General features: G+C 66.5%; 26 protein-coding genes and 1 pseudogene. 18 read left to right on the top strand and 9 right to left on the bottom strand.

The features are described from left to right. Positions 1 to 77: 77 nt before the first annotated feature. From F3I16_RS15715 to F3I16_RS15695, 6 genes and pseudogenes are all read left to right on the top strand, one after another. Positions 78 to 614, top strand: a complete 537-nt coding sequence (locus F3I16_RS15715; protein WP_160494496.1) for a sigma-70 family RNA polymerase sigma factor — start codon at positions 78 to 80, stop codon at positions 612 to 614. Continuing rightward, a pseudogene (locus F3I16_RS21435) lies at positions 611 to 769 on the top strand (FecR/PupR family sigma factor regulator); the annotation flags it as partial. The gene F3I16_RS15715 and the pseudogene F3I16_RS21435, both read left to right, overlap by 4 nt. 126 nt (positions 770 to 895) lie before the next feature. Next, the gene (locus tag F3I16_RS15710; RefSeq protein ID WP_372239640.1) at positions 896 to 1597 is read left to right on the top strand and encodes a FecR family protein; all 702 of its coding nucleotides are present in this window, start codon (positions 896 to 898) and stop codon (positions 1595 to 1597) included. Positions 1598 to 1744: 147 nt separating this feature from the next. Beyond that, complete coding sequence (locus F3I16_RS15705; protein ID WP_160494494.1) at positions 1745 to 4006, top strand: TonB-dependent receptor; 2262 nt, start codon at positions 1745 to 1747, stop codon at positions 4004 to 4006. A 282-nt stretch (positions 4007 to 4288) separates the two neighbouring features. Then, entirely contained in the window at positions 4289 to 4849 is a 561-nt protein-coding gene (folE, locus tag F3I16_RS15700; protein ID WP_160494493.1) for a GTP cyclohydrolase I FolE, read from the top strand. Positions 4850 to 4992: 143 nt separating this feature from the next. Next, positions 4993 to 5364: a glutathione S-transferase N-terminal domain-containing protein gene (locus tag F3I16_RS15695; RefSeq protein WP_160494492.1), complete on the top strand. Its 372-nt coding sequence runs from the start codon at positions 4993 to 4995 to the stop codon at positions 5362 to 5364. 40 nt (positions 5365 to 5404) lie between these two features. On the opposite strand, the gene F3I16_RS15690 is transcribed toward F3I16_RS15695, so the two are convergent. Continuing rightward, a complete protein-coding gene (locus F3I16_RS15690; RefSeq protein ID WP_160494491.1) occupies positions 5405 to 6007 on the bottom strand; it encodes a glutathione S-transferase family protein in 603 nt (200 codons plus the stop codon). 2 nt (positions 6008 to 6009) lie between these two features. Then, positions 6010 to 7170, bottom strand: coding sequence for a PLP-dependent aminotransferase family protein (locus F3I16_RS15685; RefSeq protein ID WP_160494490.1), 1161 nt, complete (start codon positions 7168 to 7170; stop codon positions 6010 to 6012). Positions 7171 to 7253: 83 nt separating this feature from the next. On the opposite strand from F3I16_RS15685, the gene F3I16_RS15680 reads away from it, so the two are divergent. Further along, positions 7254 to 7706: a MarR family winged helix-turn-helix transcriptional regulator gene (locus F3I16_RS15680; protein WP_160494489.1), complete on the top strand. Its 453-nt coding sequence runs from the start codon at positions 7254 to 7256 to the stop codon at positions 7704 to 7706. A gap of 180 nt (positions 7707 to 7886) precedes the next feature. On the opposite strand, the gene F3I16_RS15675 is transcribed toward F3I16_RS15680, so the two are convergent. Further along, positions 7887 to 8525, bottom strand: a complete 639-nt coding sequence (locus tag F3I16_RS15675) for a hypothetical protein (protein ID WP_160494488.1) — start codon at positions 8523 to 8525, stop codon at positions 7887 to 7889. A 136-nt stretch (positions 8526 to 8661) separates the two neighbouring features. Here F3I16_RS15675 and F3I16_RS15670 point away from each other — a divergent pair, with 136 nt between their 5' ends. Continuing rightward, the gene (locus F3I16_RS15670) at positions 8662 to 9276 is read left to right on the top strand and encodes a LysE family translocator (protein WP_160494487.1); all 615 of its coding nucleotides are present in this window, start codon (positions 8662 to 8664) and stop codon (positions 9274 to 9276) included. A gap of 14 nt (positions 9277 to 9290) precedes the next feature. Further along, positions 9291 to 10478: a benzoate/H(+) symporter BenE family transporter gene (locus F3I16_RS15665; protein ID WP_178116684.1), complete on the top strand. Its 1188-nt coding sequence runs from the start codon at positions 9291 to 9293 to the stop codon at positions 10476 to 10478. A gap of 62 nt (positions 10479 to 10540) precedes the next feature. On the opposite strand, the gene F3I16_RS15660 is transcribed toward F3I16_RS15665, so the two are convergent. Together F3I16_RS15660 and F3I16_RS15655 are read right to left on the bottom strand one after the other, a co-directional pair. Next, on the bottom strand, positions 10541 to 11437 hold the full coding sequence (locus tag F3I16_RS15660) for a bile acid:sodium symporter family protein (protein ID WP_160494485.1): 897 nt from the start codon (positions 11435 to 11437) through the stop codon (positions 10541 to 10543). Between the two features lie 390 nt (positions 11438 to 11827). Then, complete coding sequence (locus F3I16_RS15655; RefSeq protein ID WP_160494484.1) at positions 11828 to 12589, bottom strand: SDR family oxidoreductase; 762 nt, start codon at positions 12587 to 12589, stop codon at positions 11828 to 11830. A gap of 140 nt (positions 12590 to 12729) precedes the next feature. On the opposite strand from F3I16_RS15655, the gene F3I16_RS15650 reads away from it, so the two are divergent. Then, complete coding sequence (locus tag F3I16_RS15650; protein WP_160494483.1) at positions 12730 to 13161, top strand: GNAT family N-acetyltransferase; 432 nt, start codon at positions 12730 to 12732, stop codon at positions 13159 to 13161. Here the strand turns inward: F3I16_RS15650 and pyrF are convergent, their stop codons facing one another. Both pyrF and F3I16_RS15640 read right to left on the bottom strand, forming a co-directional pair. Then, the gene (pyrF, locus tag F3I16_RS15645; protein ID WP_160494482.1) at positions 13162 to 13863 is read right to left on the bottom strand and encodes an orotidine-5'-phosphate decarboxylase; all 702 of its coding nucleotides are present in this window, start codon (positions 13861 to 13863) and stop codon (positions 13162 to 13164) included. It lies immediately after the preceding gene. A gap of 46 nt (positions 13864 to 13909) precedes the next feature. Further along, positions 13910 to 14644, bottom strand: coding sequence for a hypothetical protein (locus F3I16_RS15640; protein ID WP_160494481.1), 735 nt, complete (start codon positions 14642 to 14644; stop codon positions 13910 to 13912). Between the two features lie 113 nt (positions 14645 to 14757). On the opposite strand from F3I16_RS15640, the gene F3I16_RS15635 reads away from it, so the two are divergent. From F3I16_RS15635 to cobA, 8 genes are all read left to right on the top strand, one after another. After that, positions 14758 to 15201: a thioesterase family protein gene (locus F3I16_RS15635; RefSeq protein WP_160494480.1), complete on the top strand. Its 444-nt coding sequence runs from the start codon at positions 14758 to 14760 to the stop codon at positions 15199 to 15201. Between the two features lie 78 nt (positions 15202 to 15279). Beyond that, on the top strand, positions 15280 to 15756 hold the full coding sequence (locus F3I16_RS15630; RefSeq protein WP_178116678.1) for a cytochrome C: 477 nt from the start codon (positions 15280 to 15282) through the stop codon (positions 15754 to 15756). A 506-nt stretch (positions 15757 to 16262) separates the two neighbouring features. Beyond that, complete coding sequence (locus tag F3I16_RS15625; RefSeq protein ID WP_160494479.1) at positions 16263 to 17474, top strand: nitrate/nitrite transporter; 1212 nt, start codon at positions 16263 to 16265, stop codon at positions 17472 to 17474. A 250-nt stretch (positions 17475 to 17724) separates the two neighbouring features. Beyond that, positions 17725 to 19392 (top strand): bifunctional protein-serine/threonine kinase/phosphatase, encoded by a 1668-nt coding sequence (locus F3I16_RS15620; protein WP_160494478.1) that lies wholly within the window; start codon positions 17725 to 17727, stop codon positions 19390 to 19392. A gap of 281 nt (positions 19393 to 19673) precedes the next feature. Continuing rightward, positions 19674 to 22130 (top strand): nitrite reductase large subunit NirB, encoded by a 2457-nt coding sequence (nirB, locus tag F3I16_RS15615; RefSeq protein WP_160494477.1) that lies wholly within the window; start codon positions 19674 to 19676, stop codon positions 22128 to 22130. Then, the gene (nirD, locus tag F3I16_RS15610) at positions 22127 to 22462 is read left to right on the top strand and encodes a nitrite reductase small subunit NirD (RefSeq protein WP_160494476.1); all 336 of its coding nucleotides are present in this window, start codon (positions 22127 to 22129) and stop codon (positions 22460 to 22462) included. Before nirB ends, nirD begins: the two co-directional genes overlap by 4 nt. 33 nt (positions 22463 to 22495) lie before the next feature. Continuing rightward, entirely contained in the window at positions 22496 to 25366 is a 2871-nt protein-coding gene (locus F3I16_RS15605) for a nitrate reductase (RefSeq protein ID WP_160494475.1), read from the top strand. A gap of 10 nt (positions 25367 to 25376) precedes the next feature. After that, positions 25377 to 26114 (top strand): uroporphyrinogen-III C-methyltransferase, encoded by a 738-nt coding sequence (gene cobA, locus F3I16_RS15600; RefSeq protein ID WP_160494474.1) that lies wholly within the window; start codon positions 25377 to 25379, stop codon positions 26112 to 26114. A gap of 103 nt (positions 26115 to 26217) precedes the next feature. Here cobA and F3I16_RS15595 read toward each other — a convergent pair whose 3' ends face one another. Beyond that, a complete protein-coding gene (locus tag F3I16_RS15595) occupies positions 26218 to 26592 on the bottom strand; it encodes a hypothetical protein (protein ID WP_160494473.1) in 375 nt (124 codons plus the stop codon). 92 nt (positions 26593 to 26684) lie between these two features. Further along, positions 26685 to 26849, bottom strand: coding sequence for a DUF2986 domain-containing protein (locus F3I16_RS15590; protein WP_160494618.1), 165 nt, complete (start codon positions 26847 to 26849; stop codon positions 26685 to 26687). Positions 26850 to 26999 lie beyond the last annotated feature (150 nt).

Genomic DNA, 26999 nt, shown 5'->3' with positions numbered 1-26999 from the left:
TGCTCGTGACTCCAACGCCAAGCATAATGATATTCATTACTATTTGAATATCATTCCAGGGCGCCAAGGAGTTTCTGGTGCAGCCAGCTTCATCACCTACCTCATCGCTCCAGCGCGACCTCCACAGCCTCTACGCGGATCACCACCAGTGGCTCTTGGGGTGGCTGCACAGGCGCCTGCGGCATGCCGATAACGCCGCCGACCTGACCCAGGACACCTTTCTCTATGTCCTGGGACGCCCCGAACGGCTCGGCGAGCTGCGCCAGCCACGCGCCTGGCTCTCGACCATCGCCAAGGGCCTGCTGATTGATCGGCTGCGCCGGCGCAAGGTCGAGCAGGCCTACCTCGCCGCCATCGCCAACCTGCCGGAACCCGAGGTCCCGTCACCGGAAACCCGGCTGATCCTGCTGGAAACCCTGCTGCAGCTCGATGCCCTGCTCGCTGGCCTGCAACCCAGGGTGCGCAGCGCCTTCCTGTTGTCGCGCCTGGAAGGCATGCCCTACGCGAGCATCGCCGAGCACCTGGGGGTGAGTCTCAGCTCCGTGGAAAAGTACATGGCCACGGCCATCCGCCACTGTTACCAGGCTCAGCAGCACTACCGGGGGATGCAATGACTGCAGCTGCGCCCCTGCCCGCCATTTCAGCCCAAGCGCTGGATCAGGCCATCGACTGGCTGGTGCGGTTGCATGCAGGGGCTGATACGGCGCCCGTGCAGATAGCCTGTGCCCAGTGGCGAGCCGCTGACCCACAGCACGAAGCGGCCTGGCAAGCGCTGCAAACCACCGAGGCCTGTTTTCGTTCTCTGCCCCCAATCAACCCGGGGGCCGCTCGGGCAGTCCTCGAACAGGTCGGCCAGCAGCGTCTCGATCGGCGCCAGGCCCTTAAACTGCTGAGTGTGATCGCAATAGCCGGCGGTGCTGGCTGGCTGGGTGCGCAGCAACTGCCCTGGCAACGCTGGCGCGCCGACTACGCCACCACCATCGGCGAGCGCCGCAACCTGCTGCTGGCCGACGGTACCCGCCTGCAGCTCGATACCGGCACGGCCGTGGACGTGCAGTTCGATGAACAGCGCCGCCTGCTGAGCCTGCAGCAGGGGCAGATCCACATCGACAGCGCAGGCCAATTCGACAGGCCGCAAGACCCGCGCCCCTTCTGGGTGGTCACGCACGAAGCCCTCCTGCTGGCCCCGGCCGCGCAGTTCGCAGTACGCCAGAACGCCGCCCACAGCAGCCTGCGCGTGAGCGCAGGAGAGGTCGTGATACAGCAGCCCCGACAATCCGCCGTGCGGGTCGAGGCCGGGCAGGAGTTCCGAATCGAGAAGCACGGCGCACGACGCATCGCGCACAACCCGCTGGACGCCAGCGCCTGGGCCCGTGGGCAACTGGTGGTCCGGCAGATTCGCCTGGGCCAGCTGCTGCAGGAGCTGAGCCGCTATCGCCGTGGCTGGCTGCGTTGCGACCCGGTGGTGGCCGGCCTGCGGGTCTCCGGCGTGTTCCAGCTGGATGATATCGATCAGGTCCTGACCGCCCTGAGCGCAACCCTGCCCGTGCGCATCCAGCGCACCACTCCTTTCTGGACCCATGTCCTGCCGGCATGAAGTCCCTGGCCGTGCGAGCGAGCGATGTCGGCCTCCAGCCGCACAAGTCAGATAAAAAATATTCTCAGAATCATTTGCGGGTTTTGCACGTTCCCTTCGACAAACAGGAATAACGCCAACTCCCCTGTCGAAGGAACTTCGTCCCCCATGCAGTACTCGCAATGCAATTCCCCGCTCGCGCTGTCCCGCTTCAAACGCAATCGCCTGAGCCTGGCCCTGCACAGCCTACTCCTGGTAACAGCCGGCGCTGGCGCCAGCCTTGCAAGCCCGGGCGCGTTCGCCGTCGAAGCGCGAGCAAGCACCTATGACTTGCCGGCAGCGCCACTCGATGAGGCCCTGAGCCGCTTTGCCCAGCAAGCCGGCATCACCCTGCCCTTCGCCCCGGAACTGGTGCAGGGCAAGCAGGCACCCGCGCTGCAGGGTGACTACCAGACTGGCCAGGCACTGCAGCATCTGCTGCAAGGCAGCGGCCTGCAGGCCCGCCAGGGTGAGGATGGCTACTGGGGCCTCTACCCGATGCAGGAGACCGCACTGGACCTGCAGTCGGTGGTGGTCAGCGCCAGCCAGACCGAGCACAGCGAACTCACCGCGCCGGCCAGCGTCTCGGTCATCAGCCGGACCCAGCTCGATCAGATGCAGGCCTACGACCTGGCCGATGCCGTGGCCAAGGTGCCCGGAGTCACGGTCGTGGCCGCGTCCACCTATGGCCGCAGCAAGATCAAGATGCGCGGCCTGGATTCGGACTACACCCTGCTACTGGTCAATGGCCGCCGCATTAACTCGCGCGATGCGCTGACCAGTGCCTATGCCAACGACTTCGATCTCTCGGCCATCCCGCTGCAAGCGGTCGAGCGTATCGAGGTCATCCGCGGGCCGATGTCCTCGCTGTATGGTGCCGATGCCCTGGGCGGGGTGATCAACGTCATCCTGCGGCGCCCCGGCAACCAGGCCGAAGGCGTGCTGAGCTACGCCTACGAGAACATCACCTCGGGCGAGGGAGGCGACAGCCACACCTCCTCGACCTACCTCAGCGGCCCGCTGATCGAGGACCGGTTGCTCGGCAATGTGATTGTCGAAGGCACCGACCGCGCGGCCTGGAAGTCGAGCATGACCTCCAGCGACACCGTCCACGCCCGCGAGCAGCGGCAGAACTGGGCCCTGATGTCGAACCTGACCTGGCTGATCGACGAAGCCCAGGAACTGGAACTCGACCTCAGCGCCCGTGAGGATCAGCGTGATGGCACCTGGAGCAACTCCAACGTCAACTTCCCCACCAACCAGCAGGAGATGGACCGTTTCACCTTCGGCCTGACCCACTCCGCCCACCGGGACACCTACAGCACCCGCCTGCGCTACTACTACGAAGAAGTCGACCTGAGCGACGACTCGGAACTGATGACCACCACCCTGCGTGGCCTGGTCGGCAAAGTGGAACAGCGCAACCAGACGGTCGATGGCCAGATCAACACCACCCTGGGCGCTCACCTGCTCACCGCCGGGGCCGAGTATCGCCACACGGACCTGGAACACAACCAGAACCTCAGTGCCGGCGCCACCACCGACTATCAGCGGGCGGTGTTCCTGCAGGACGAGATCGGCCTGGGCGACTTGCGCCTGACCCTCGGCGGACGCCTGGACGATCACAAGGCCTTCGGCTCGGAGTTCAGCCCGCGCGCCTATGCCGTCTACTCGCTGACGGAGAGCTGGGTGCTCAAGGGCGGCATCGGCAAGGCCTTCAAGGCGCCCAGCATCACCCAGGCCGACCCTTCCTATGCGGTAACCGCCTGCCGTGGGCGCTGCGTAGTGGCAGGCAACCCCGAGCTCAAGCCGGAAACCGCCCTGTCCTACGAACTCGGCACGCTGTACCAGAGCCCGCAGTTCGAGGCCGGGATCAATCTGTTCCTCAACGACATCGACGACATGATCCTCGCCGACAACTGGCGCGCCGGTCATCGCCCCGCCGTGTTGACCTACTACAACGTCGACAGCGCGCGTACCCGTGGTATCGAGCTGTTCTCCAGCCTGCCGCTGAGCGAAAGCCTCGAGCTGAGCGCCAACTACACCCTGACCGATGCCCGCGACCGCGATACCGGCGAAGAACTGCGCCAGGTACCCCGGCATACCGGCAACCTCAGCCTCAACTGGAGCATCACGCCGCGCTGGCAGACCCAGCTGGGCTACGAGTACGTGGGCAGCCAGGTATTGCGCAATACCATCAGCAATACCGATGTCGAGGCCGCGGATTACCACCTCCTCAACCTCGGCACCCAGTACCAGCTCAGCAAGGAGCTGACGCTCAGCGGTGGCGTGAAGAACCTGGGCGACAGCCGTCGCGACTCGGTGGCACGTGATGCCGACAATATCCTGCAGAGCCGCAGCCTGTATGCGGGCCTCTCCTACGCCTTCTAAGAGCCGAGTGCGCAGAGCGCCTGAACGCTCTGCGCTCCTCTTCCAGGGGCCGGCTGACAGCGAAAGATGGCGTGATTGCGCTCGGTATCCGCCAGCGACCGCAGTACAATGCCCGCCATCACCCAGTGAACCCTTGGCATGCTGCCGACCTCGATTGCCAATCGGCCGGTTATCCTCCGCAGGCAGGCTTTTCGCTCCGTATCGCCGGTTACACCCCCTGCGTCCGGAGACAGCATGCCTGAAAGTCGGTTCGCTGAAATTTCACCAGCCCCTGGAAGCCCCATGGACTCTAGCAAGCAGAATCTGGAACAACATTACACCGCCATTCTCGGCCAGCTCGGCGAGGACGCCTCCCGCGAAGGCCTGCTCGACACGCCCAAGCGTGCGGCCAAGGCCATGCAGTACCTCTGCAAGGGCTACCAGCAGACGTTGGAGGAAGTCACCAACGACGCGCTGTTCAGCTCCGACAACAGCGAAATGGTGCTGGTGAAGAACATCGAGCTGTATTCGCTGTGCGAACACCACCTGCTGCCGTTCATCGGCAAGGCCCATGTGGCCTACATTCCCAACGGCAAGGTGCTGGGCCTGTCCAAGGTGGCGCGCATCGTCGACATGTACGCGCGGCGCCTGCAGATCCAGGAGAACCTCAGCCGGCAGATCGCCGAGGCAATCCAGCAGGTCACCGGCGCCCTCGGCGTGGCCGTGGTCATCGAAGCCCAGCACATGTGCATGATGATGCGCGGCGTGGAGAAGCAGAACTCGTCGATGGTCACCTCAGTGATGCTCGGCGAATTCCGCGAGAACGCCGCCACCCGCAGCGAGTTCCTCAGCCTGATCCGCTGATTGGCGCGGCAACAAAAAACCGGCCTGCGGGCCGGTTTTTCATGGGCGGTGTTTCAGCCCGAGGTGCTATCCGCTGCAGCCAAACCCGGTCAACTCGGGTACCCTGCCGGCCCTTTCCGTCACCCCTTCAGGAATTTTCGGCGATGCTGCTCAAAGCGCTGCGAATCGGCCTCGGCCAGCTCATCATCCTCATCGACTTCCTCACCCGCCCGCGCCAGCTCAAGCGCAGCGCCGAGGCGCAAGCCCAAGTCGAGCGGGAAGCCGCCGGCCTGGCGCTGTACCAGTTCCACGCCTGCCCGTTCTGCGTGAAGACCCGGCGCACCCTGCACCGCCTGAATCTGCCGCTGGCGCTGCGCGATGCGAAGAACGACAGCAGCCACCGCCAGGCCCTGCTGGAGCAAGGCGGCAAGCTGCAGGTGCCCTGCCTGCGCATCGAGGAACAGGGCGAGAGCCGCTGGCTGTACGAGTCCAAGGCGATCAGCGCCTACCTGAACGAGCGCTTCGCCGCCCAGTGAGGCGTGGCCCAGGGCCGCTTTGGCCCCGGGTTGCTCACTCTCAGTCGAGCATGCCGACATGCCGCGCCTGGCTGGCCACCCGCGCCAGCCAGGCGTTGATCGCCGGGAAGCCGGACAGGTCGAAGCCGCCTTCGGCGGCCACGTGGGTGTAGGCATACAGGGCGATGTCGGCGATCGAACAGTGCTCGCCGACCAGGTAAGGCGTGCGGCTGAGCTGCTGCTCCATCACCTTGAGCGCCTTGTAGCCGCGCACCTGGCAGACCTTGAACTCTTCCTCGCGCTCGGCCGGGCGGCCCTGGTACAGCTGGATGAAGCGCGCCACGGCAATGTACGGCTCATGGCTGTACTGCTCGAAGAACTGCCACTGCAGCACCTGGGTGCGCAGGCGCGGCTCGCCGGGGAGGAACTCGCTGCCCTCGGCGAGGAAGTTGAGGATGGCATTGGACTCCCACAGGCAGGTGCCGTCTTCCAGCTCCAGCACCGGGATCTTGCCGTTCGGGTTCTTGGCCAGGAACTCCGGCGTCTGCGTCTCGCCCTTGAGGATGTCGACCGCCACCCACTCGTACTCGCGGCCGAGCAGGTGCAGCATCAGCTTGACCTTGTAGCAGTTGCCGGAACGGTAATCGCCGTAAACCTTGAGCATGTCTATTTACTCCCCTGGGCCTCGCGCACCACCGCGGCCAGGCGGCGCAGGCCTTCGCCCAGGCGGGCCGGCTCGACGTGGCTGAAGTTCAGGCGCAGGTAGCCCGGGTTGGCATCCGGCTCGGTGAAGAACGGTTCGCCCGGCATGAACGCCACGTTCTGCGCCATGGCCGGCTGCAGCAGGGTGCGGGTGTCCAGCGGCTGCTTGAGGGTCAGCCAGAAGAACAGGCCGCCCTGCGGCACCTGCCAGTCGGCCAGGTCGCTGAAGTGCTCCTCCAGGGCCGCCTGCATGGCATCGCGGCGCTGGCGGTAGAAATCGCGCAGCTCGGCCAGGTGCGCATGGTACTGCTCGGTGCCCAGCCACTGCAGGGCCTGCCACTGGCCGATGCGGTTGGTGTGCAGGTCGGCCGACTGCTTCAGGCGCAGCAGGTGCGGGAACAGGTCGGGCGTGGCGATCAGGTAGCCGACACGCAGGCCCGGCAGCAGGGTCTTGGACATGGTCCCGGTGTAGATCCAGCTGGCGCGCTTGAGGCGGCTGACGATCGGCGTGGCGCTGCCGGCATCGAACACCAGGTCGCGGTAGGGTTCGTCCTCGATCAGGGTGACGTTGAACTCATCGAGCAGGGCCGCAACCGCATCGCGCTTGGCCTCGCTGTAGCGCACCGCCGAAGGGTTCTGGAAGGTCGGAATGAGGTAGGCGAAGGCCGGCTTGTGCTGCTGCAGGCGCTCGCGCAGGGCCTCCAGGTCCGGGCCGTCGGCCTCCTGGGGCACGGTGATGCAGTCGGCGCCGAACAGCTGGAAGGACTGCAGCGCGGCCAGGTAGGTCGGCGCTTCCACCAGGATCTCGGTGCCCGGATCGATGAACAGCTTGCTGGCCAGGTCGAGGGTCTGCTGCGAACCGCTGACCACCAGCACCTGGCTGGCCTCGCACGGCACGCCGAGCAGGCGCGCTTCGGCGGCGATGCGCTCGCGCAGTTCCGGCTCGCCTTCGCTCATGCCGTACTGGCTGATGCCGGCCGGCATCCCGCTCCAGTCCACCTTCGGCAGCATCGGCTCGGCCGGCAGGCCGCCGGCGAAGGACATCACCTCCGGACGCTGCGCCGCAGCGAGGATTTCACGGATCAGGGAGCTTTTCAGGCGGGCAACACGTTCGGAGAAGGCCATGACAAATCACCAGTAGCAAAGGCAGAACAAATTGGGTCAAACTCGTTGACCGAAACTACGCCGCCTCGAATCGATACGTCAATATGTTTGACCTGAAAAAGCCGACCGGCCAGCTGACCGCCATGGAAGCCTTCTTCTTCGGCTACCAGGCCTTCACCGCCAAGCCGGACGAAATCCTCGCCCGCCGCGGCCTGTCGCGGGTGCACCACCGCATCCTGTTCTTCATCGCCCGCTATCCGGGGTTGAGCGTGAAGCAGCTGCTCGGCTACCTCGGGGTGAGCAAGCAGGCGCTCAACACGCCGCTGCGCCAGCTGCTGGAAATGCACCTGGTGGAGAGCGTGGCGGCACAGGACGACAAGCGCAAACGCCTGCTGGCGCTGACCGCCGACGGCGCCAAGCTGGAGCAGGCCCTGCGCCGCGAGCAGACCAGGCTGCTCGAGCGGGTCTTGCATGAGGCCGGGGAAGCCAGCATGAACAACTGGCTGGCGGTCAACCAGTTGCTCGGCAAGACCCGCCAGGCCGGAGCCGAGGACTGAGAACCTGTTTACGATCTCCTGACTCGCGGCCATACCGCGTTAAAAACGGCCTCGGAATGCTCATTTACAGCTCGTAAACTGCGCTTCCTCGGCCGTTTTGACCAGCCGGAGGCTGTTACTGGCGTAGCGCCTTGTCTGGCTCTAATTCAGAAAATCGTAAACAGGTTCTGAGCCGGCGTTTCAGGTCGACTGGCCGCGCAGCTCGGCGGCGGCGCGAAAGAACACCAGCATCATGCACAGCGAGCCGCCGAGCAGCGGCAGGATGGCCAGCACCATCAGCAGCACCGAGGCCAGCATGCCGCCCCCGACTATGTCCATCCAGGCCATCACGCGAAATACCGGGTAGGTGTCGGGCGTCTGCAGCAGGCGGATGCCCAGCCACAGGGTGGCGATGCCGAGCAGCACCAGCACGGCGAAGTAGAGGATGGTTCTCCAGTCGATCCGGTTGAACAGGCCGTCGCCCCAGAGCAGGTCCAGGCCTTCCAGCAGCAGGCCGAGCAGCACCATGGCCCACACCGCAAAGGCCAGGCCGCGGGCCTGGAAGCGCTGCTCGGCAAAGGCCTTCAGGCGCAGCAACAGGTAGCTGCCGAGCAGCACGGTGGCCAGGCTCAGGGCATCCATGCCGCGCTGCAGCGCCACAGCGGCCTGCTCGTCGACCAGCAGCACCAGCACGGTGACCACCAGGCTGCCGAGCAGCGAAACCAGCGACAGCCAGCCGAGCAGTTGCAGTTGCCCGACACTCCAGCCGCTCAGCGGCCGGGGCGCCGGCGTATCGAGCAGCGCCACCTGCGGCGCGGCATAGGGGTTTTCCGGTTGCATGGGACGTCCTTGATAGATGGAACAGTGGCGAGTGATCCACGGCCAGGCGAAAACTGTACCGCCCTTTGACACTTTCGCTGTACCGCGACGCCCAGCCTAACAGCGCATAGGCTGCCAGCAACCCCGGAGAGCCGCCATGACCGCCGAACTGCTGATCGCCTTTATCGCCTTTGCCTTCGTCACCTCGGTGACCCCGGGCCCGAACAACATGATGCTGCTGGCTTCCGGGGTGAACTTCGGCGTGCGCCGCAGCGTGCCACACATGCTCGGCATCAGCCTGGGCTTCATGATCCTGGTGATCGCCGTTGGCCTCGGCCTGGGGCAGCTGTTCGAGCTGTACCCGGCGCTGTACAGCCTGCTGCGCTACGCCGGCGGCGCCTACCTGCTGTACCTGGCCTGGAAGATCGCCGGTTCCGGGGCGCCGGATACCAGCGGCCGGGCGCACGGCAAGCCCTTCACCTTCATCCAGGCGGCGGCCTTCCAGTGGGTCAACCCCAAGGCCTGGATCATGGCCATCGGCGCCATCACCACCTATACCCCGCAGGACGGCTTCCTGGTCAACGTGCTGCTGATCGCCGCCCTGTTCGCCGCGGTCAACTGCCCCAGCGTCGGCCTCTGGACCGTGGCCGGCAGCCTGCTGCGCCGCTGGCTGGATGAGCCACGCGTGCTGCGCGCCTTCAATATCGGCATGGCCCTGCTGCTGGTGGCCTCGCTCTACCCTATTCTGATCGACGTCAAGGGAAGCCTGTGATGACCCTGGAAGCCATGGACACCGCCCCACGCCTGCGCCCGCTCGCCGATTCCTCGCCCTCTGCCGTGGCCGCGGGCTTCGTCGCCATGCTCACCGGCTACACCAGCTCGCTGGTGCTGATGTTCCAGGCCGGCCAGGCCGCCGGGCTGTCCACGGCGCAGATTTCTTCCTGGCTGTGGGCCCTGTCGATCGGCATGGCCCTCTGCACCATCGGCCTGTCGCTGCGCTACCGCGCGCCGATCGTGGTGGCCTGGTCGACGCCCGGCGCCGCGCTGCTGATCACCAGCCTGCCGGGGGTGAGCTACCCCGAGGCCATCGGCGCCTTCGTCATCTGCGCCGTGCTGCTCAGCCTGCTCGGCCTGAGCGGCGCCTTCGAGCGGGTCATGCGCCATCTGCCGGCCTCGCTGGCCGCGGCCCTGCTGGCGGGCATCCTGTTTCGTATCGGCAGCGAGATCTTCATCGCCGCGCAGCACAGCACGGCGCTGGTGCTGGCGATGTTCTTCAGCTTTCTGCTCGGCAAGCGCTTCGTACCGCGCTACGCGGTGCTCGCCGCCCTGCTGGTCGGCGGCCTGCTCGCCGCCCTGCTCGGCCTCCTGGATTTTCGTGGCTTCGAGCTGCAGGTGGCGCTGCCGGTCTGGACCACGCCGAGCTTCTCCTTCGGCGCCGCCATCAGCATCGGCCTGCCGCTGTTCGTAGTGGCCATGGCCTCGCAGAACATTCCCGGCATCGCCGTGCTGCGCGCCGATGGTTATGACGTACCGCCCTCGCCGCTGATCGCCACCACCGGCCTCGCCTCGCTGCTGCTGGCGCCGTTCGGCTCCCACGGCATCAACCTGGCCGCCATCAGCGCCGCCATCTGCACCGGCGCCGAGGCCCACGAGGACCGGCACAAGCGCTACACCGCGGCACTCTGGTGCGGCCTGTTCTACGGCATCGCCGGGATCTTCGCCGCCACCCTGGCCGCGCTGTTCGCCGCCCTGCCGGCGGCGCTGGTGCTGTCGATCGCCGCCCTGGCCCTGCTCGGCTCGATCGGCAACGGCCTGGCCCAGGCCATGCACGAGCCCGGCCAGCGCGATGCGGCGCTGGTCACCTTCATGGTCACCGCCTCGGGCATGACCCTGCTGGGCATCGGCTCGGCCTTCTGGGGGCTGATCGCCGGCGCCCTGACCCTGGGCATCCTCAACTGGCGCAAGGGCCGCTAGCAGCGATCCACAGGCAGAAAAAACCCGGGCAGGCCCGGGCTTCTTCATCGGGGGCCGACGGCTCAGGCCGCCTGGACTTCTTCCGCCGCCAGCTGCTTGCCGTGGGCGAAGTTGACCCACCAGCCGAATGCGGCTGCGGTGAAGAACATGATGAAGCTGTAGATCGCCGCCGGGATGGCCATGGTCGAGTTGTTCAGCAGCATCGGGCTGAGCGCCAGGGCAATCGCCAGGGTGCCGTTGTGGATGCCGATTTCCATGCCGATCGCCACCGCCTGGCGCAGCGGCAGCTTGAGCAGGCGCGGCACGAAGTAGCCGACGCCGAGGCTGACCAGGTTGAAGACCAGGGCCGCCATGCCCACCACCGGGGCGTAGTCGACCACGGTCTGCCAGTCCTTGACGAACGCCAACAGGATCACCAGCACCAGGAACAGGGCCGAGCCGATCTTCACCGGCTTGTCCATGCGCGCGGCGAAACGGGGGAAGCGGCTGCGCAGGAACATGCCGATAACCACCGGGCCGAGGACGATGGCGAACACCTGCACCACCTTGCCGAACTGCAGCGGCAGGGCCTGGTCGGCGGTCATGAAGTACTGCAGCGACAGGTTGACGATGAACGGCATGGTCAGCACCGCGATCACCGAATTCACCGCGGTCAGGGTGATGTTCAGCGCCACGTCGCCGTGCGCCAGGTGGCTGTAGAGGTTGGCCGAGGTGCCGCCGGGCGAGGCCGCCAGCAGCATCAGGCCCACCGCCAGGGCCGGCGCCAGGCCGAAGCCCTTGGCGATGAGGAAGCACAGCAGCGGCAGCAGGACGATCTGGCAGCCCAGGCCGATCAGCACCGGCTTGGGAAACTTGGCCACCCGGGCGAAGTCGGCCAGGGTCAGGGACAGCCCCAGGCCGAGCATGATGATACCCAGGGCGATGGGGAGGAAAGCGGTCAGCAAGGGCGATGCGGTCATTGTTATTGTTCTCCGAAACGGGGCGCCGATTCTTCACGACGCGCAACAGCGTTGTAACTGGCTTTATGGGCCAAGACTGTTGCAGTGTTGTAACCGAAGATGAACGGGCGAGTTGCGCTGATCGGATGCCCACCCGGCCAGGCGCGGGTGGCAGCAGGCAGGCATGAAAAAAGCTATGTAGCTGTTCCGCGTTGCTACGCCGCGCTGTTGCTTGGCTCAAGCGCTCGCGGTGGCTGTTCGTGGGAGCGAATTCATTCGCGATCAGGGCCTATGCCGAGCTGCCGGTTTATCGCGGATAAATCCGCTCCCACTCAAACTCGATGGCCTGGGCAACACGGAACTGTACATAGCCATGAAAAAGGCGCCTCGTCGGCGCCTTTGCGTTGCGGATCAGATGACGGTGGCGCCGCCATCCACCACCAGGGAATGCCCCGTGGTGAAGCCGGCCGCATCGCTGCACAGGTAGAGCACGGCGCCGGCGATTTCCTCGACCTTGCCGATGCGCCCGACCGGGTGCATGGCGGCGACGAACTCGGCCTTCTTCGGGTCGGCCTCGGCGGCGCGGCGGAACATATCGGTGTCGATCACCGCAGGGCACACCGCGTTGACGCGAATTTTCTTCTTCGCGTACTCGATCGCGGCGGATTTGGTCAGGCCGATCACCGCATGCTTGGAGGCGGCGTAGATGCTCATCTTCGGCGCCGCCAGCACGCCGGCCACCGAGGCGGTGTTGACGATCGCGCCGCCGCCCTGGGCCAGCATCACCGGCAACTGGTGCTTCATGCACAGCCACACGCCCTTGACGTTGACGCCCATGATGGCGTCGAACTCGGCCTCGCTGCCCTCGGCCAGGCGGCCCTTCTCGATCTCGATGCCGGCGTTGTTGAAGGCGTAGTCCAGGCGACCATAGGCGGCCAGGGTACGCTCCACCAGCGTCTTGACCTCGGCCTCGCGGGCCACGTCGCAGCGCACGAAGATGGCGTCGCCGCCGGCCTCGCGGATCAGCGCAACGGTGCCTTCGCCGCCGGCCACATCCACATCGGAAACCACCACCTGCAGGCCCTCGGCCGCGAAGGCCAGGGCGGTGGCACGACCGATACCGGCGGCACCGCCGGTGACCAAGGCTACTTTGCCGGAAAAACTCATGCTCATTGCTGCGTCCTCGCAAGGCGTTGAAATTGAGCGGAGTCTAGCCAGCCCGGGCGGCGCCGAGCAGCACTATCAGAAAGCCGTAGGGGCTGCCATGCAGGCAAATGATGGCGCTAGACTGCCTGCTCATCTCAGGAGGCGACATGACACTGGCGAACTATCGATACACCCAGGGGCCCGACGCAACGGCGATGGCGCAGGTGCGTGCCGGCCTGGAAGCCTTCAACCAGGCGCAGATCGGCGACTACGCCTATCGCGACTTCGAACTCTATGCCCGCGACAGCGAGAACCAGGTGGTTGGCGGCCTGTTCGGCCACTCCGGCATGGGCTGGCTGTACATCGACTACCTGTGGCTGGCCGACAGCCAGCGCGGCAATCGCCTGGGCGCCCACCTGCTGGGCCTGGCCGAGGGCGAAGCGCGCCGGCGCGGTTGCACCGGCGTATTCCTCTATACCTACAGTTTCCAGGCGCCCGGTTTCTACCAGAAACAGGGCTATGAGCAGATGGGCGTACTGGAGGATTGTCCGCCGGGGCACCAGCGCTTCTACCTGAAGAAGCGCCTGTTGCCAGCCTGATCAGGCGCCCTGCAGCTCGGCCACTACTGCAGCCAGCGCGGCGGCTGGATCGCTGGCCTGGCTGATCGGCCGGCCGATCACCAGGTAGTCGGAGCCGGCCTTGAGGGCATCGGCCGGGGTGAGGATGCGGCGCTGGTCATCGGCCGCACTGCCCGCCGGACGGATGCCCGGGGTGACCAGCTGCAGGGCCGGCTGCGCGGCCTTCAGCGCCGGCGCTTCCTGGGCCGAGCAGACCAGGCCGTCCATCCCAGCCTGGGCCGCCAGACCGGCCAGGCGCAGCACCTGCTGCTGCGGCTCGATGTCCAGGCCGATGCCGGCCAGGTCCTCGCGCTCCATGCTGGTCAGCACGGTCACGCCGATCAGCAGCGGCTTGGCGCCGCTCAGCTTGTCCAGCTCGTTGCGGCAGGCCGCCATCATGCGCAGGCCACCGGAGCAATGCACGTTGACCATCCACACGCCCAGCTCGGCGGCGGCCTTGACCGCCATGGCCGTGGTATTCGGGATGTCGTGGAATTTCAGGTCGAGGAACACCTCGAAGCCCCTGGCCTGCAGAGTCTCGACCACCGCCGGGCCGCTGCGGGTGAACAGTTCCTTGCCCACCTTGAGCCGGCACTGCGCCGGGTCGAGCCGCTCGGCCAGGGCCAGGGCGGCATCGCGGGAGGGGAAGTCGAGGGCAACGATAATCGGGGACTGGCAGGACATGAGGGGCTCGCTGGCAAATCGGAACGCGGCGCATTGTAGCGCACGACTAGCCATCCAGGGCCAGGGCGGTCATGAAGCCGGCCAGGGTGATCAACCCGGTCAGCGCATGGGTGCTGGAAAAGGCCTCGGGAATCAGCGTATCGACCAGCATGCACATGACCGCGCCGGCGGAGAAACTCAGGGCCACCCCCAGCCACAACGGCGGCATCCCGGCGAACAGCGCCGGGCCGGCCATGGCCGCCAGCCCGGAGAGCAGCACGATGGCGCCCCACAGGCCGAAGATGTAGGCCCTGCTGTGCCCTTCGGCGCGCAGGCCGTTGGCGCTGGCCAGGCTTTCCGGCAGGTTGGAGAGGAAGATCGCCACCAGCAGCATCTGGCTCACCGAACCGCCATCGAGCAGGCCCAGGCCCAGGCCGAGGGATTCCGGAATGCCGTCGAGAAAGGCCCCGGCGGCAATCAGCAGGCCGAGCATGGAGGTGCGCCGGCCCACCCGCCGGCGGTGCTGGTACTCGATGCGGTCCAGCCACTCGTTGATCACCACGAACAGCGCGCCGCCGCAGAGCAGGCCCAGCAGGGTTGCCGCCAGGCCACCCAGGCGCCGCGCCTCGGGAATCTGCTCGAAGCACATGGCGCCGATCAGCACGCCGCTGCCATAGGCCATGACGGTGGCCACCAGACGCTTCGACAGGTTCAGGTAAACCCCGAGCCAGGCACCGAGCAGCAGGCTGCTGGCCGCCACCAGCCCCCACAGGCCGGCTTGCATCGTTATGGTTGTTGGCACGTCCTGCTCCCTTCGCTGCTCGACCAGCTTAACCCTGGCGGCTGCACCTGGCACTGCGCCAGATCAGCCGTACGGGGTTAGACTGTGCGCCCCGTTCCCGCGCAGCATGCCCCATGGCCCGTCTCACACTCGATTTTTCCCGGCAGAGCTTCTGCTACAGCAGCCACATGACCGTGCGCAGCACCGATATCAACGCCGCCAACCACCTCAGCAACGACTCGATGATCTCGATGATTTCCGAGGCGCGGGCGCGTTTCCTGTTCGACTTCGGCATCCGCGAAACCTCCGCCAGCGGCCCCGGCATCATCGTCACCGACCTGGCCACCATGTACCGCGCCGAAGCCCATGCCCGCGACCAGCTGCTGTTCGAGGTCGGCGTGATGGATTTCAACCGCTACGGCGGCGACATCATCTTCCGCATCAGCCGCCCGGCCGACGGCACGCTGATCGCCCTGGCCAAGTCCGGCTTCGTGTTCTTCGACTACAGCCTGGGTAAGGTGGTCGAGATGCCCGCGGATTTTCGCGCCACCTTTCCCACGGTCAACTGGCTGGACTGAAGCTGGCGAACCTTTGGTGAACGCTCTAGGGTTAAAACCGCACTGCCCGCCTAGAGGCATTCACCGAGGAGCCCGACCGTGCCCAACCTTCCCCCAGTCCGTACCCTGCTGCTCTGCTGCCTGGCCGGCCTGCCCCTGGCCAGCCAGGCCGAGCCCTCCGCCGAGCGCGGCCGCTACCTGGTTCAGGTCGCCGGCTGCAATGACTGCCACACCGCCGGCTACATCCTGGCGCCTGATCAGGTGCCGGAAAGCGCCTGGCTGCTCGGTGACAGCCTCGGCTGGAGCGGCCCCTGGGGTACCACCTACGCCAGCAACCTGCGCCTGGTGCTGCCCAAGCTGAGCGAGGAGCAGTGGCTGCAACTGGCACGCAATGCCAACTACCGCCCGCCCATGCCCAGCCACGCGCTACGCATCATGGAGGAAGACGATCTGCGCAGCATCCATCGCTTCGCCAAGCAGCTCGGTGAAGCCGGTCAACCTGCACCGGCCGCCCTGCCACCCGGGCAGACGGCCCAAGGCCCAGTGGTGCAGTTCCCCATGCCACCGGCGCAGTAATCCGGAAGCGGCTTCGGCGGCGCTGCTCATGGCTGGAGTCGCGCCGCCCAGAGCTGCTTGTGCCAGATTGCAGGTGGCAAGAACCCGACCCTCGCCTCAATAAGGTGCGCCGCGCAGGCAATCCGCACCGGATTGAGCCAGGCGACAGCGCGCCCTCCCTCGCAAGCCCCTGTTTCAGGGCGTTTCACCAGTTTGGCCCAGCTCTTGCTGTAGGACTGCCATAGGCATCCAACGGCGGCTGCCCTACTTACGACAAAGGCGTCGCACCACCCCGCTTCCGGCGATCAGGTGGTGCGGCGCCTTTTGCGTTTCAGCCCCAATGCCTGGGGTGGGTCGACGGGCCGCGATCCGGACGTCGACCGGTAACTCTCTCAATCTGGCTGCGGCTTCGGCCTCAGGGCCGGGCGCCACAAGCGCCCGGCTTCGCCCGGCGGCTGCCGGCGATGTGCCCACGATCACATCGACCGACAGCCGACCGGGACTCTCATTTGCTGACGAGGTGTTGGATGAATACAAGTTTCTGGAAAGCCGGCCACGCACCGACGCTGTTCGCCGCATTCCTCTATTTCGACCTGAGCTTCATGGTCTGGTACGTGCTCGGCCCGCTGGGCGTGCAGATCGCCACCGACCTGGGGCTGACCACCCAGCAGCGCGCGATGATGGTCGCCACGCCGATCCTGGCCGGCGCCGTGCTGCGCTTTCTGATGGGCCTGCTGGCCGACCGCACCTCGCCGAAGGCCGCCGGCCTGATCGGCCAGGTGATCGTCATCGGCGCCCTCGCGGTGGCCTGGCTGCACGGCGTGCACAACTACGAACAGGCGCTGCTGCTCGGCCTGTTCCTCGGTTTCGCCGGCGCCTCCTTCGCCGTCGCCCTGCCGCTGGCCTCGCAGTGGTACCCACCGCAGCATCAGGGCAAGGCCATGGGCATTGCCGGCGCCGGCAACTCCGGCACCGTACTGGCCGCCCTGTTCGCCCCCGGCCTGGCCGCCCTGTTCGGCTGGAGCAACGTGTTCGGCCTGGCGCTGATCCCCCTGGTGCTGGTGCTGGTCATCTTCGCCACGGTGGCGCGCAACGCCCCGGAACGTCCGCCGGTGAAATCCCTGGCCGACTACCTCAAGGCCCTGGGCGACCGCGACAGCTGGTGGTTCATGTTCTTCTACAGCGTGACCTTCGGCGGCTTCCTCGGCCTGGCCAGCACCCTGCCCGGCTACTTCCACGACCAGTATGGCTTCGACCCGGTCAAGGCCGGCTACTACACCGCCGCCTGCGTGTTCGCCGGCAGCCTGATGCGCCCGCTGGGCGGTGCCCTGGCCGACCGCATCGGCGGCATCCGCTCGCTGCTGGTGATGTACACCTGTGCCTCGATCTGCATCGCCGTGGTCGGCTTCAACCTGCCCAGCTCGCTGGCCGCCCTGGCCCTGTTCGTGGTCGCCATGCTCAGCCTGGGCGCCGGCAACGGCGCGGTGTTCCAGCTGGTACCGCAGCGCTTTCGCAAGGAAATCGGCGTGATGACCGGGCTGATCGGCATGGCCGGCGGCATCGGCGGCTTCTGCCTGACCGCCGGGCTCGGCGCGATCAAGCAGTCCACCGGCTCCTACCAGCTCGGCCTGTGGCTGTTCGCCAGCCTGGGCATCCTCGCCTGGTTCGGCCTGTACGGCGTCAAGCAGCGCTGGCGCACCACCTGGGGCTCGGCTGCCGTTACCGCGGCGCGGGTTTAAGGCCAGTCCTGTGGGCGCCGCAGGGCGCCCCACAGTCAGTTGAAACAGCACCAACGAAACAGGTCGGTTGCGACAAAGGCGGGTCCGATCCAGCCTCCTCGCACTGGTCAGGAAAGGTGGCGAGGCACCGGTCACGGCGCCTTGCCAGGGAGGCCGCGCCGGCTTCGCCTTTGTCTCAACCGACCTGCGCACTACCCTTGAGGGCGATCACCATCGCCCTTTTGCACGTCCGCCCACACGAGAACGCCAGATGGCCCTGCAACTGACCTTCGGTGAAGCCACCGCCACCGGCCCCCGGGCGGAAAACCAGGATGCCATCCGCGTAGTCACCCCGACGCCGGCCCTGGCGGCGAGCAAGGGTTTCCTGTTCGCCCTGGCCGACGGCGTCAGCCAGTGCGCCGATGGTGGCCTGGCCGCCCGCGCCACCCTGCAGGCCCTGGCCCTCGACTACTACGCCACCCCGGAAACCTGGGCCGTGGCGCAATCGCTGGATCGCCTGCTGGTCGCCCACAACCGCTGGCTGCAGGCCAACGGCGGCGGCCAGCCGCTGCTGACCACCCTCACCGCCCTGGTCCTGCGCGGCCGGCGCTTCACCCTCGCGCATGTCGGCGACTGCCGCGCCTACCGCTGGCTGGACGGGCAGATCGAGCGCCTCAGCGAAGACCACGTGTGGGAACAGCCTGGCATGCAGCACGTGCTCAAGCGCGCCATGGGCCTGGATCAGCACCTGGTGGTGGACTACCTGGAAGGCGAGTTGCGCGAGGGCGAGAGCTTCCTGCTGGTCAGCGACGGCGTATGGTCGACCCTCGGCGACCACGGCGTGCACAGCATGCTCAAGGACGAGAGCGACCCGGCGGCGGCCTGCCGCGCCCTGGTCAGCGCCGCCCACCTGGCCGGCAGCCAGGACAATGCCAGCGCCCTGCTGGTGCAGGTGCAGAGCCTGCCGGACAACGACCTGGCCGACACCCTGGCGCAGATCCAGCACTGGCCGCTGCCGCCCAAGCTGCGCGACGGCCAGTGCTTCGAGGGCTGGCAGGTCGAGCGCCTGCTCGCCGAGTCGCGCCAGTCGCTGGTCTACCGGGTGCGCGACAACCAGTCGCGGCGCTGGCTGCTGAAAACCCTGCCGGCCAGCCGGCATGACGAGGAACAGGCCGGCCCGGCCCTGCTGCTCGAGGAATGGTTCCTACGCCGCGTGGCCGGCCGCCACTTCGCCGAAGTCCACCCGCTGCCGCAGCGCCAGCACCTGTACTACGTGCAGCGCGAGCACCAGGGCCAGACGCTGGCCGAACACCTGCGCCTGTCCGGCCCGCTGGGCCTGCCGGAGTGGCTGGAGCTGGCGCCGCGCCTGCTCAAGGCCCTCGGCATGCTGCACCGGCGCAACCTGCTGCACCGCGACATCAAGCCGGAAAACCTGCTGTGGTGCGACGACGGCGAACTGCGCGTGCTGGATTTCGGCCTGGCCTACTGCCCCGGCCTGTCCCGCGACGAGGCCCATGCCCTGCCCGGCACCCCCAGCTATATCGCCCCGGAGGCCTTCAGCGGCGGCAAGCCCAGCGCCCAGCAGGACCTCTACGCCGCCGGCGTGACCCTCTATCACCTGCTCACCGGGCACTACCCCTACGGCGAGATCGAAGCCTTCCAGCACCCGCGCTTCGGCAAGCCGACCGCACCCAGCCGCTACCGCCCCGACCTGCCCAGCTGGCTCGACGACTGCCTGCTGCGCGCGGTGGCGGTCAACCCGGCCGAGCGCTTCGAAACCGCCGAGGAATGGCTGCTGTCCCTCGAACAGGGCGAACGCCAGGCCCTGGTGCTGCGCCCGCGCCCGCTGCTGGAGCGCGAGCCGCTGAAAGTCTGGCGCGGCGTGGCCCTGGTCTCCCTGCTGCTCAACCTGGCCCTGCTGGTGCTGCTGCTCAAGTAGGGGCGCGGCGCACCACAACGGCGCAACAAGCCTTAAACAGGTGCGTCGACGGCCCGTGAAAAACCTCCAGCAACCCGCGCCAAGCCCCTAGAGACAAGGCTTTCGCAAAGTTGGCACGCTGCCTGCTTTAGAGACATCGACATTACATAAAGGCATCGCCCTCAACGACGAGCGCAGTGCCTCCCGACAGATCGGGACAAGGACAAAGGCGTCCTCGCTAGGTGACTGGCGGGACGCCTTTTTTGTTTTCCGATTTTCGGTATCCGTGACGGAGAGGAACCATGAAAAAACTCAAACTGGTAATGGTCGGCAACGGCATGGCCGGGGTCAGAACCCTGGAAGAGCTGCTCAAGCTCGCCCCCGACCTGTATGACATCACCGTCTTCGGTGCCGAACCGCACCCCAACTACAACCGCATCCTGCTGTCGCCGGTGCTGGCGGGCGAACAGACCTTCGAGGAAATCGTCCTCAACGACCTCAACTGGTACGCCGAGAACAACATCAAGCTGATGCTCAACCGCAAGGTGGTCGATATCGACCGCAAGAAGCGCATCGTCACGGCCTCCGACGGCACCAGCGCCGAATACGACCGCCTGCTCATCGCCACCGGCTCCAACCCGTTCATCCTGCCGATTCCCGGCAACAAGCTGCAGGGCGTGATCGGCTACCGCGATATCGCCGACACCGAAATGATGATGGCCACCGCCAAGACCCACAGCCACGCGGTGGTGATCGGCGGCGGCCTGCTCGGCCTGGAAGCGGCCAACGGCCTCAAGCTGCGCGGCATGGACGTGACCGTGGTGCACCTGTCCGACTGGCTGCTCGAACGCCAGCTCGACAAGACCGCCGGCAAGCTGCTGCAGAGCGCCCTGGAGGCCCGCGGCATCCACTTCCGCCTCAACGAGCAGACCGAAGAACTGATGGACAACGGCGAAGGCCGGGTCTGCGCCGTGCAGTTCAAGGGTGGCGACGTGATCCCCGCCGACCTGGTGGTGATGGCCGCCGGTATCCGCCCCAACACCGAACTGGCGGAGAAGGCCGGCATCCCGTGCAACCGCGGCATCCTGGTCAACGACACCATGCAGACCTACGACCCGCGGGTGTACTCGATCGGCGAATGCGCCAACCACCGCGGCATCGCCTACGGCCTGGTCGCGCCGCTGTTCGAGCAGGCCAAGGTCTGCGCCAACCACCTGGCCCAGCTCGGCTTCGCCCGCTACCAGGGCTCGGTGACCTCGACCAAGCTGAAAGTCACCGGCATCGACCTGTTCTCCGCCGGCGACTTCATGGGCAGCGACGGCACCGAGACCATCACCCTCTCCGACCCCATCGGCGGCGTGTACAAGAAGCTGGTGATCAAGGACGACGTGCTGGTCGGCGCCTGCCTGTATGGCGACACCGCCGACGGCGGCTGGTACTTCCGCCAGGTCAAGGAGAACGCCAACATCAGCGAGATCCGCGATCACCTGATGTTCGGCGAGAGCGCCCTGGGCGACGTCGGCCACCAGGGCCAGAGCAGCGCGGCGAGCATGCCCGACAGCATGGAAGTGTGCGGCTGCAACGGCGTGTGCAAGGGCACCATCGTAAAGGCGATCCAGGAAAACGGCCTGTTCAGCGTCGACGACGTGAAGAAACACACCAAGGCCGCCAGCTCCTGCGGCTCCTGTGCCGGCCTGGTCGAGCAGATCCTGATCAGCACCGTCGGCGGTGCCGCCGACGTCAAGCCGAAGAGCGAAAAAGCCATCTGCGGCTGCAGCGAGATGAACCACGGGCAGATCCGCAAGGCGATCCGCGAGCAGCACCTGACCAGCATGGCGCAGACCATGGAGTACCTGAACTGGATGACGCCCAACGGCTGCGCCACCTGCCGCCCGGCGCTGAACTACTACCTGATCTCCACCTGGCCGGGCGAGGCCAAGGACGACCCGCAGTCGCGCCTGATCAACGAACGCGCCCACGCCAACATCCAGAAGGACGGCACCTACTCGGTGGTGCCGCGCATGTGGGGCGGCGTGACCAACCCGTCCGAGCTGCGCCGCATCGCCGACGTGGCCGACAAGTACAACGTGCCGATGGTCAAGGTCACCGGCGGCCAGCGCATCGACCTGCTGGGGATCAAGAAGGAAGACCTGCCGGCCGTGTGGAAGGACCTCGACATGGCCTCCGGGCATGCCTACGGCAAGTCCATCCGCACCGTGAAGACCTGCGTCGGCAGCGAGTTCTGCCGCTTCGGCACGCAGAACTCGACCCAGCTGGGCATCGACCTCGAACACGACCTGTTCAACATGTGGTCGCCGCACAAGGTCAAGCTGGCCGTCTCCGGCTGCCCGCGCAACTGCGCCGAGGCGGGGATCAAGGACGTCGGCATCATCGGCGTGGATTCTGGCTTCGAGATGTACATCGGCGGCAACGGCGGGATCAAGACCGAGGTCGCCGAGTTCTTCGTCAAGGTTAAAACCGCCGAAGAAGTGCGCGAGTACAACGGCGCCTTCCTCCAACTGTACCGCGAGGAAGCCTTCTACCTGGAGCGCACCGTGCACTACATGCAGCGCGTCGGCATGGAGCACATCAAGAAGGCCGTGCTGGAGGACGAAGGCAACCGCAAGGCGCTCAACGCGCGCCTGCAGTACGCCCTGTCGTTCGAGCAGGACCCGTGGAAAGAACGCATCGAAACCCCGCAACTGAAGAAAGAATTCGACCGTATCCCCGTCGTAGCCGTTGAGGAGGCCACCGTATGAACTGGCTGGATATCTGTGCCCTGGAAGAGATCAATGTGCTGGGCTCGCGAATTGTCAGCGGGCCGAAAGGCGACATCGCGATTTTCAGGACTTCCGCGGATGAGGTGTTCGCCCTCGACGACCGCTGCCCGCACAAGGGCGGGCCGCTGTCCCAGGGGCTGATCTACGGCAAGCGCGTGGCCTGCCCGTTGCACAACTGGCAGATCGAACTGGAAAGCGGCATGGCCGTGGCCCCGGACGAAGGCTGCGCGCACCGTCACGACGTGAAGGTGGTCGATGGCCGCGTGCTGCTCGCCCTGCACAACGCGGCCACCGCGGCCGCCTGCGCTTGAAGCCAGCCCTTCGCCTCTACGGAATCACACGCCATGTCTCTAACCGCTGAAACCACAGTCACCGCCTCGACCTGCTGCTACTGCGGCGTGGGTTGCGGCGTGCTGATCGAGCATGACGGCGAGAAGATCACCGGCGTGCAAGGCGACCCCAGCCACCCGGCGAACTTCGGCAAGCTGTGCAGCAAGGGTTCGACCCTGCACCTGACCGGCGACCTCGACGCCCGCGGCCTGTACCCCGAGTTGCGCCTGGGCAAGGGCCTGGCGCGTTCGCGCACCGACTGGGACAACGCCCTCGATCACGCCGCCAATCGGTTCGCCGAGACCATCCGCGAGCACGGCCCGGACAGCGTGGCGTTCTACATCTCCGGCCAGCTGCTGACCGAGGACTACTACGCCTTCAACAAGCTGGCCCGCGCCCTGGTCGGCACCAACAATATCGACAGCAACTCGCGCCTGTGCATGAGCTCGGCCGTGGTCGGCTACAAGCGCAGCCTGGGTGCCGACGCACCGCCATGCTCGTACTCCGACATCGAGCAGAGCGACTGCCTGCTGATCGCCGGCTCCAACATGGCCTACGCCCACCCGGTGCTGTTCCGCCGCCTGGAAGAAGCCAAGGCGCGCCGGCCAGAGATGAAGGTCATAGTTATCGACCCGCGGCGCACCGACACCTGCGAGCTGGCCGACCTGCACCTGGCGATCCTGCCGGGTACCGACGTCGCCCTGTTCCACGGCATCCTGCACATCCTCATGTGGGAAGGCTGGATCGACCGCGCCTACATCGATGCCCACACCGAAGGCTTCGACGCCCTGAAGACCCTGGTGCGCGACTTCACCCCGGGGATAGTCGCCGACACCTGCGGCATCTCGGTGGAAAACCTGCAGGCCTGCGCCGAGCTGATCGGCAAACCTAAGTTGTTCGATCACGTTGCGAGCGAAGGCGATGCTAGGCAAAACACGGCGAGGACGCGGAGTTTACAAGACGTAAATGAGCAGTCCGAGCCGGGTTTTAACGACGCAGCGCCGAGCGCAGCAGTGAGCGGACAGCTTAGGGCGCCGAGCTTCCTCTCGCTGTGGTGCATGGGCCTCAACCAGTCCAGCGCAGGCTCAGCCAAGAACAGCGCGCTGATCAACCTGCACCTGGCCACCGGGCAGATCGGCAAGCCCGGCGCCGGCCCCTTCTCCCTCACCGGCCAGCCCAACGCCATGGGCGGTCGCGAAACCGGCAGCCTGAGCAACCTGCTGCCGGGCCACCGCGAGGCCGGCAATGCCGAGCACCGCGCCGAGGTCGCCCGCTACTGGGGCGTTGACAGCCTGCCGGAACCCCCCGGGCTGACCGCCATCGAACTGTTCGATGCGGTGCGCGAGGGCAAGATCAAGGCCCTGTGGATCGCCTGCACCAACCCGGCGCAATCGCTGCCCAACCAGAACAAGGTGCACGAGGCCCTGGCCGCCTGCCCGTTCGTGGTGGTGCAGGAAGCCTTCTTCACCACCGAGACCTGCCACTACGCCGACCTTCTTCTCCCGGCCGCCAGCTGGGGCGAAAAAGAAGGCAGCGTGACCAACTCCGAGCGACGCATCAGCCATGTGCGCCGCGCCGTGCCAGCGCCCGCAGAGGCGCGGCCGGACTGGGCGATCACCAGTGATTTCGCCCGCCGCCTGGAACAACTGCTCCGCCCCGGCCTGCCCAGCCTGTTCAGCTTCCTCGACAGCGAGTCGCTGTTCGAGGAATACAAACACCTGACCAGCAACCGCGACCTCGACCTGTCCGGTCTGAGCTACGCCCTGCTGGATAACCAAGGTCCCCAGCAATGGCCGTTCCCGGCCGGCGCTACCCGGGGCACCCCGCGCCTGTATGGCGACGGCCGCTTCCCCACCGCCAACGGGCGTGCGCAGTTCCTCGCCGATCCCTACCGCGCGCCCCAGGAAAAGCGCGAGGCGCGCTTCCCGCTGACCCTCAACACCGGCCGCCTGCGCGACCAGTGGCACGGCATGAGCCGCACCGGCACCGCCGCGCGGCTGTTCGGCCATGCCGAGGAAGCCGTGCTCAGCCTGCACCCGGACGAGCTGCGCCGGCGTCGCCTGCAGGCCGGCGACCTGGTCAAGGTGCGCAGCCGCCGCGGCAGCCTGATCGTGCCGGTACAGGCCGACGACGGCGTGCGCTCCGGCCAGGCCTACCTGCCGATGCACTGGGGCAACCGCTTCCTCAAGGGCCTGGGCACCAACGTGCTGACCCAGCCGGCGTTCGATCCGCTGTCCAAGCAGCCGGAGCTGAAGCAGGCCGGGGTCGAGGTGGAGAAAGTCGAGCTGCCCTGGCAGCTGTTCGCCCTGGTCGAAGGCAACGTGCAGCAGCGCTTCAACGCCCTGCGCCCGCTGTTCGAGGAGTTCGCCTACGCCAACCTGACCCTCACCGGCCGCGAGCGCCCCGCCCTGCTGATCCGCGCCGCCAGTGCGGTGGCTCCCGAGGCCGGGTTGCTGGCGCAGATCGACGCCCTGCTCGGCGTCGACGAAGGCCCGGTACTGGCCTACGACGACCCGCGCCGGACCGTGGGCAAGCGCGTGCGCATCGAGGACGGGCGCATCGTCAGCATCCGCCTGGCCGGCGAAACCGCCGCCCGCGACTGGCTCAAGGGCCTGTGGAGCGAAGGCCAGGCCGACGCCGACCTGCGCCGCTGGCTGCTCGCGCCGCTGTCCACCCCGCCGGGCAGCAGCGGCAAGAAGAGCGGCAAGACCCTGTGCAACTGCCTGAACGTCGGCGAAGACGCCGTGTGCGCCGGCATCGCCCGCGGCCTCGACCTGGATGGCCTCAAGCAGGAGCTGAAATGCGGCACCAGCTGCGGCTCTTGCGTCCCGGAAATCAAACGCCTACTGGCGACACAACCCCTGTCCGCCGCGGCGAACGCCTGAGGAGATCGACATGAGTGCAAAAGTCTGGCTGGTAGGCGCAGGCCCGGGTGATCCGGAGCTGCTGACCCTCAAGGCGGTGAAGGCCCTCAATCAGGCCGACATCGTGATGATCGACGACCTGGTCAACCCGGCCGTGCTGGAGCACTGCCCCGCCGCCCGCGTCGTCCCGGTGGGCAAGCGTGGCGGCTGCCGCTCCACCCCCCAGGAGTTCATCCACCGCCTGATGCTGCGCTACGCGCGCCAGGGCAAGTGCGTGGTGCGCCTGAAAGGCGGCGACCCGTGCATCTTCGGCCGCGGCAGCGAGGAAGCCGACTGGCTGGCCGAGCACGGCATCGCAGTGGAGATGGTCAACGGCATCACCGCCGGCCTGGCCGGCGCCACCAACTGCGGCATCCCCCTGACCCTGCGCGGCATCGCCCGTGGCGTGACCCTGGTCACCGCCCACACCCAGGACGACAGCAGCCTCAACTGGCCGGCCCTGGCGCAGAGCGGCACCACCCTGGTGGTGTACATGGGCGTGGCCAAGCTGCCGGAAATCCGCGAAAGCCTGCTGGCCGGCGGCATGCGCGCCGACATGCCGGTGGCGATGATCGAAAACGCCTCGCTGCCCCACCAGCGCGAGTGCCGCAGCACCCTGGCCGGCATGCAACAGGCCGCCCACGACTTCCAGCTGAAAAGCCCGGCGATCCTGGTGATCGGCGACGTGGCCGCGCAGCAACAGATTCACGCTTTGGCAGAGATTGCCTGATCCCCTTCGCTCCTGCGGAGAAATGCTTTGCCCGGCCTTTTGGCCGGGCTTTTTTTTGCCTGGCTGGAGCGGGTGGATTCTGCAGCGCTATGCGCTCTTGGGCTCACAATGCCGGATCAGGAAACGGCAGTTTCTCTTGCGAACTGCTTGGCTGGGCGAGCCAGCTGGATCCACTGCGGTAGAAGTCCGCCTGGGTCTCCGAGGTGCCCGCGCCGATAGTGATGGCGACGGTGCAGGCGACCTGCCCGGCATGTTCCGCCTCCATCGCCGCTATGCACGTCCCCAGTTTGGTCGTGACCGGCCCATACTGATCGCCCAGATCGAGCATCTTGACGATGGCCTCGGTCGCTTCCTGCTGACTGGGCAGCGTCAACTTGCCCGGCACGCCTGCTGGGGCAGCGCTTTCTCGCTGTGAGGTTTCTGCATGGGCGATACCAACGGCCAGGCAGAGTAGTAGCAGAGCAGAATGAGGTCGCATGTCCATATCCTCAGAACCAACGTGTGAATGAATGGTTAGACCGCCGTCCTGGCAATGAAGGAAGAGAAAGGTAATCGCCAGGGCCGAACCTGTCAGCTTTCAGCAGAAGTGCCCAGATCCTCAGTAGACTCGGCAGCCAGCTTCAAGCGATCCGCCTTGCTGATGTACTTGGGCTTGCTACTTTTTGGGGCCAGCTTGGCACTGGCTTTTTTGGCGTGAGCCTTCAACAACTGATTGATCTTCTTGCGCCGGTTCATGCTCTTCCACCCGATATGTAAGCCGCGCGCACAATAGCAGATCAGTTCAGCCCGCGCGGAGGCGCGGGCTGCGGCAAGCAACGGCGCCCAGAGTAATAGGGGGGCGGCGGCAAAAACTGAGTGCAACACCTGACCTTTCCGGTACGGTGC

This window comes from Pseudomonas sp. L-22-4S-12, assembly GCF_009799935.1.
Taxonomy (GTDB): Bacteria; Pseudomonadota; Gammaproteobacteria; order Pseudomonadales; family Pseudomonadaceae; genus Aquipseudomonas.
Note: the sequence above shows the minus strand (reverse complement) of the source record. Positions and strands in the feature narration are given on the sequence as shown.

Bases quoted from the DNA above. Each gene is read 5' to 3' on its own strand.
- F3I16_RS15705 (WP_160494494.1), top strand. From the start codon at position 1,745: ATGCAGTACTCGCAATGCAATTCCCCGCTCGCGCTGTCCCGCTTCAAA.
- folE (WP_160494493.1), top strand. From the start codon at position 4,289: ATGGACTCTAGCAAGCAGAATCTGGAACAACATTACACCGCCATTCTC.
- F3I16_RS15695 (WP_160494492.1), top strand. From the start codon at position 4,993: ATGCTGCTCAAAGCGCTGCGAATCGGCCTCGGCCAGCTCATCATCCTC.
- F3I16_RS15690 (WP_160494491.1), bottom strand. From the start codon at position 6,007: ATGCTCAAGGTTTACGGCGATTACCGTTCCGGCAACTGCTACAAGGTC.
- F3I16_RS15685 (WP_160494490.1), bottom strand. From the start codon at position 7,170: ATGGCCTTCTCCGAACGTGTTGCCCGCCTGAAAAGCTCCCTGATCCGT.
- F3I16_RS15680 (WP_160494489.1), top strand. From the start codon at position 7,254: ATGTTTGACCTGAAAAAGCCGACCGGCCAGCTGACCGCCATGGAAGCC.
- F3I16_RS15675 (WP_160494488.1), bottom strand. From the start codon at position 8,525: ATGCAACCGGAAAACCCCTATGCCGCGCCGCAGGTGGCGCTGCTCGAT.
- F3I16_RS15670 (WP_160494487.1), top strand. From the start codon at position 8,662: ATGACCGCCGAACTGCTGATCGCCTTTATCGCCTTTGCCTTCGTCACC.
- F3I16_RS15665 (WP_178116684.1), top strand. From the start codon at position 9,291: ATGGACACCGCCCCACGCCTGCGCCCGCTCGCCGATTCCTCGCCCTCT.
- F3I16_RS15660 (WP_160494485.1), bottom strand. From the start codon at position 11,437: ATGACCGCATCGCCCTTGCTGACCGCTTTCCTCCCCATCGCCCTGGGT.
- F3I16_RS15655 (WP_160494484.1), bottom strand. From the start codon at position 12,589: ATGAGCATGAGTTTTTCCGGCAAAGTAGCCTTGGTCACCGGCGGTGCC.
- F3I16_RS15650 (WP_160494483.1), top strand. From the start codon at position 12,730: ATGACACTGGCGAACTATCGATACACCCAGGGGCCCGACGCAACGGCG.
- pyrF (WP_160494482.1), bottom strand. From the start codon at position 13,863: ATGTCCTGCCAGTCCCCGATTATCGTTGCCCTCGACTTCCCCTCCCGC.
- F3I16_RS15635 (WP_160494480.1), top strand. From the start codon at position 14,758: ATGGCCCGTCTCACACTCGATTTTTCCCGGCAGAGCTTCTGCTACAGC.
- F3I16_RS15625 (WP_160494479.1), top strand. From the start codon at position 16,263: ATGAATACAAGTTTCTGGAAAGCCGGCCACGCACCGACGCTGTTCGCC.
- F3I16_RS15620 (WP_160494478.1), top strand. From the start codon at position 17,725: ATGGCCCTGCAACTGACCTTCGGTGAAGCCACCGCCACCGGCCCCCGG.
- nirB (WP_160494477.1), top strand. From the start codon at position 19,674: ATGAAAAAACTCAAACTGGTAATGGTCGGCAACGGCATGGCCGGGGTC.
- nirD (WP_160494476.1), top strand. From the start codon at position 22,127: ATGAACTGGCTGGATATCTGTGCCCTGGAAGAGATCAATGTGCTGGGC.
- F3I16_RS15605 (WP_160494475.1), top strand. From the start codon at position 22,496: ATGTCTCTAACCGCTGAAACCACAGTCACCGCCTCGACCTGCTGCTAC.
- cobA (WP_160494474.1), top strand. From the start codon at position 25,377: ATGAGTGCAAAAGTCTGGCTGGTAGGCGCAGGCCCGGGTGATCCGGAG.
- F3I16_RS15595 (WP_160494473.1), bottom strand. From the start codon at position 26,592: ATGCGACCTCATTCTGCTCTGCTACTACTCTGCCTGGCCGTTGGTATC.
- F3I16_RS15590 (WP_160494618.1), bottom strand. From the start codon at position 26,849: ATGAACCGGCGCAAGAAGATCAATCAGTTGTTGAAGGCTCACGCCAAA.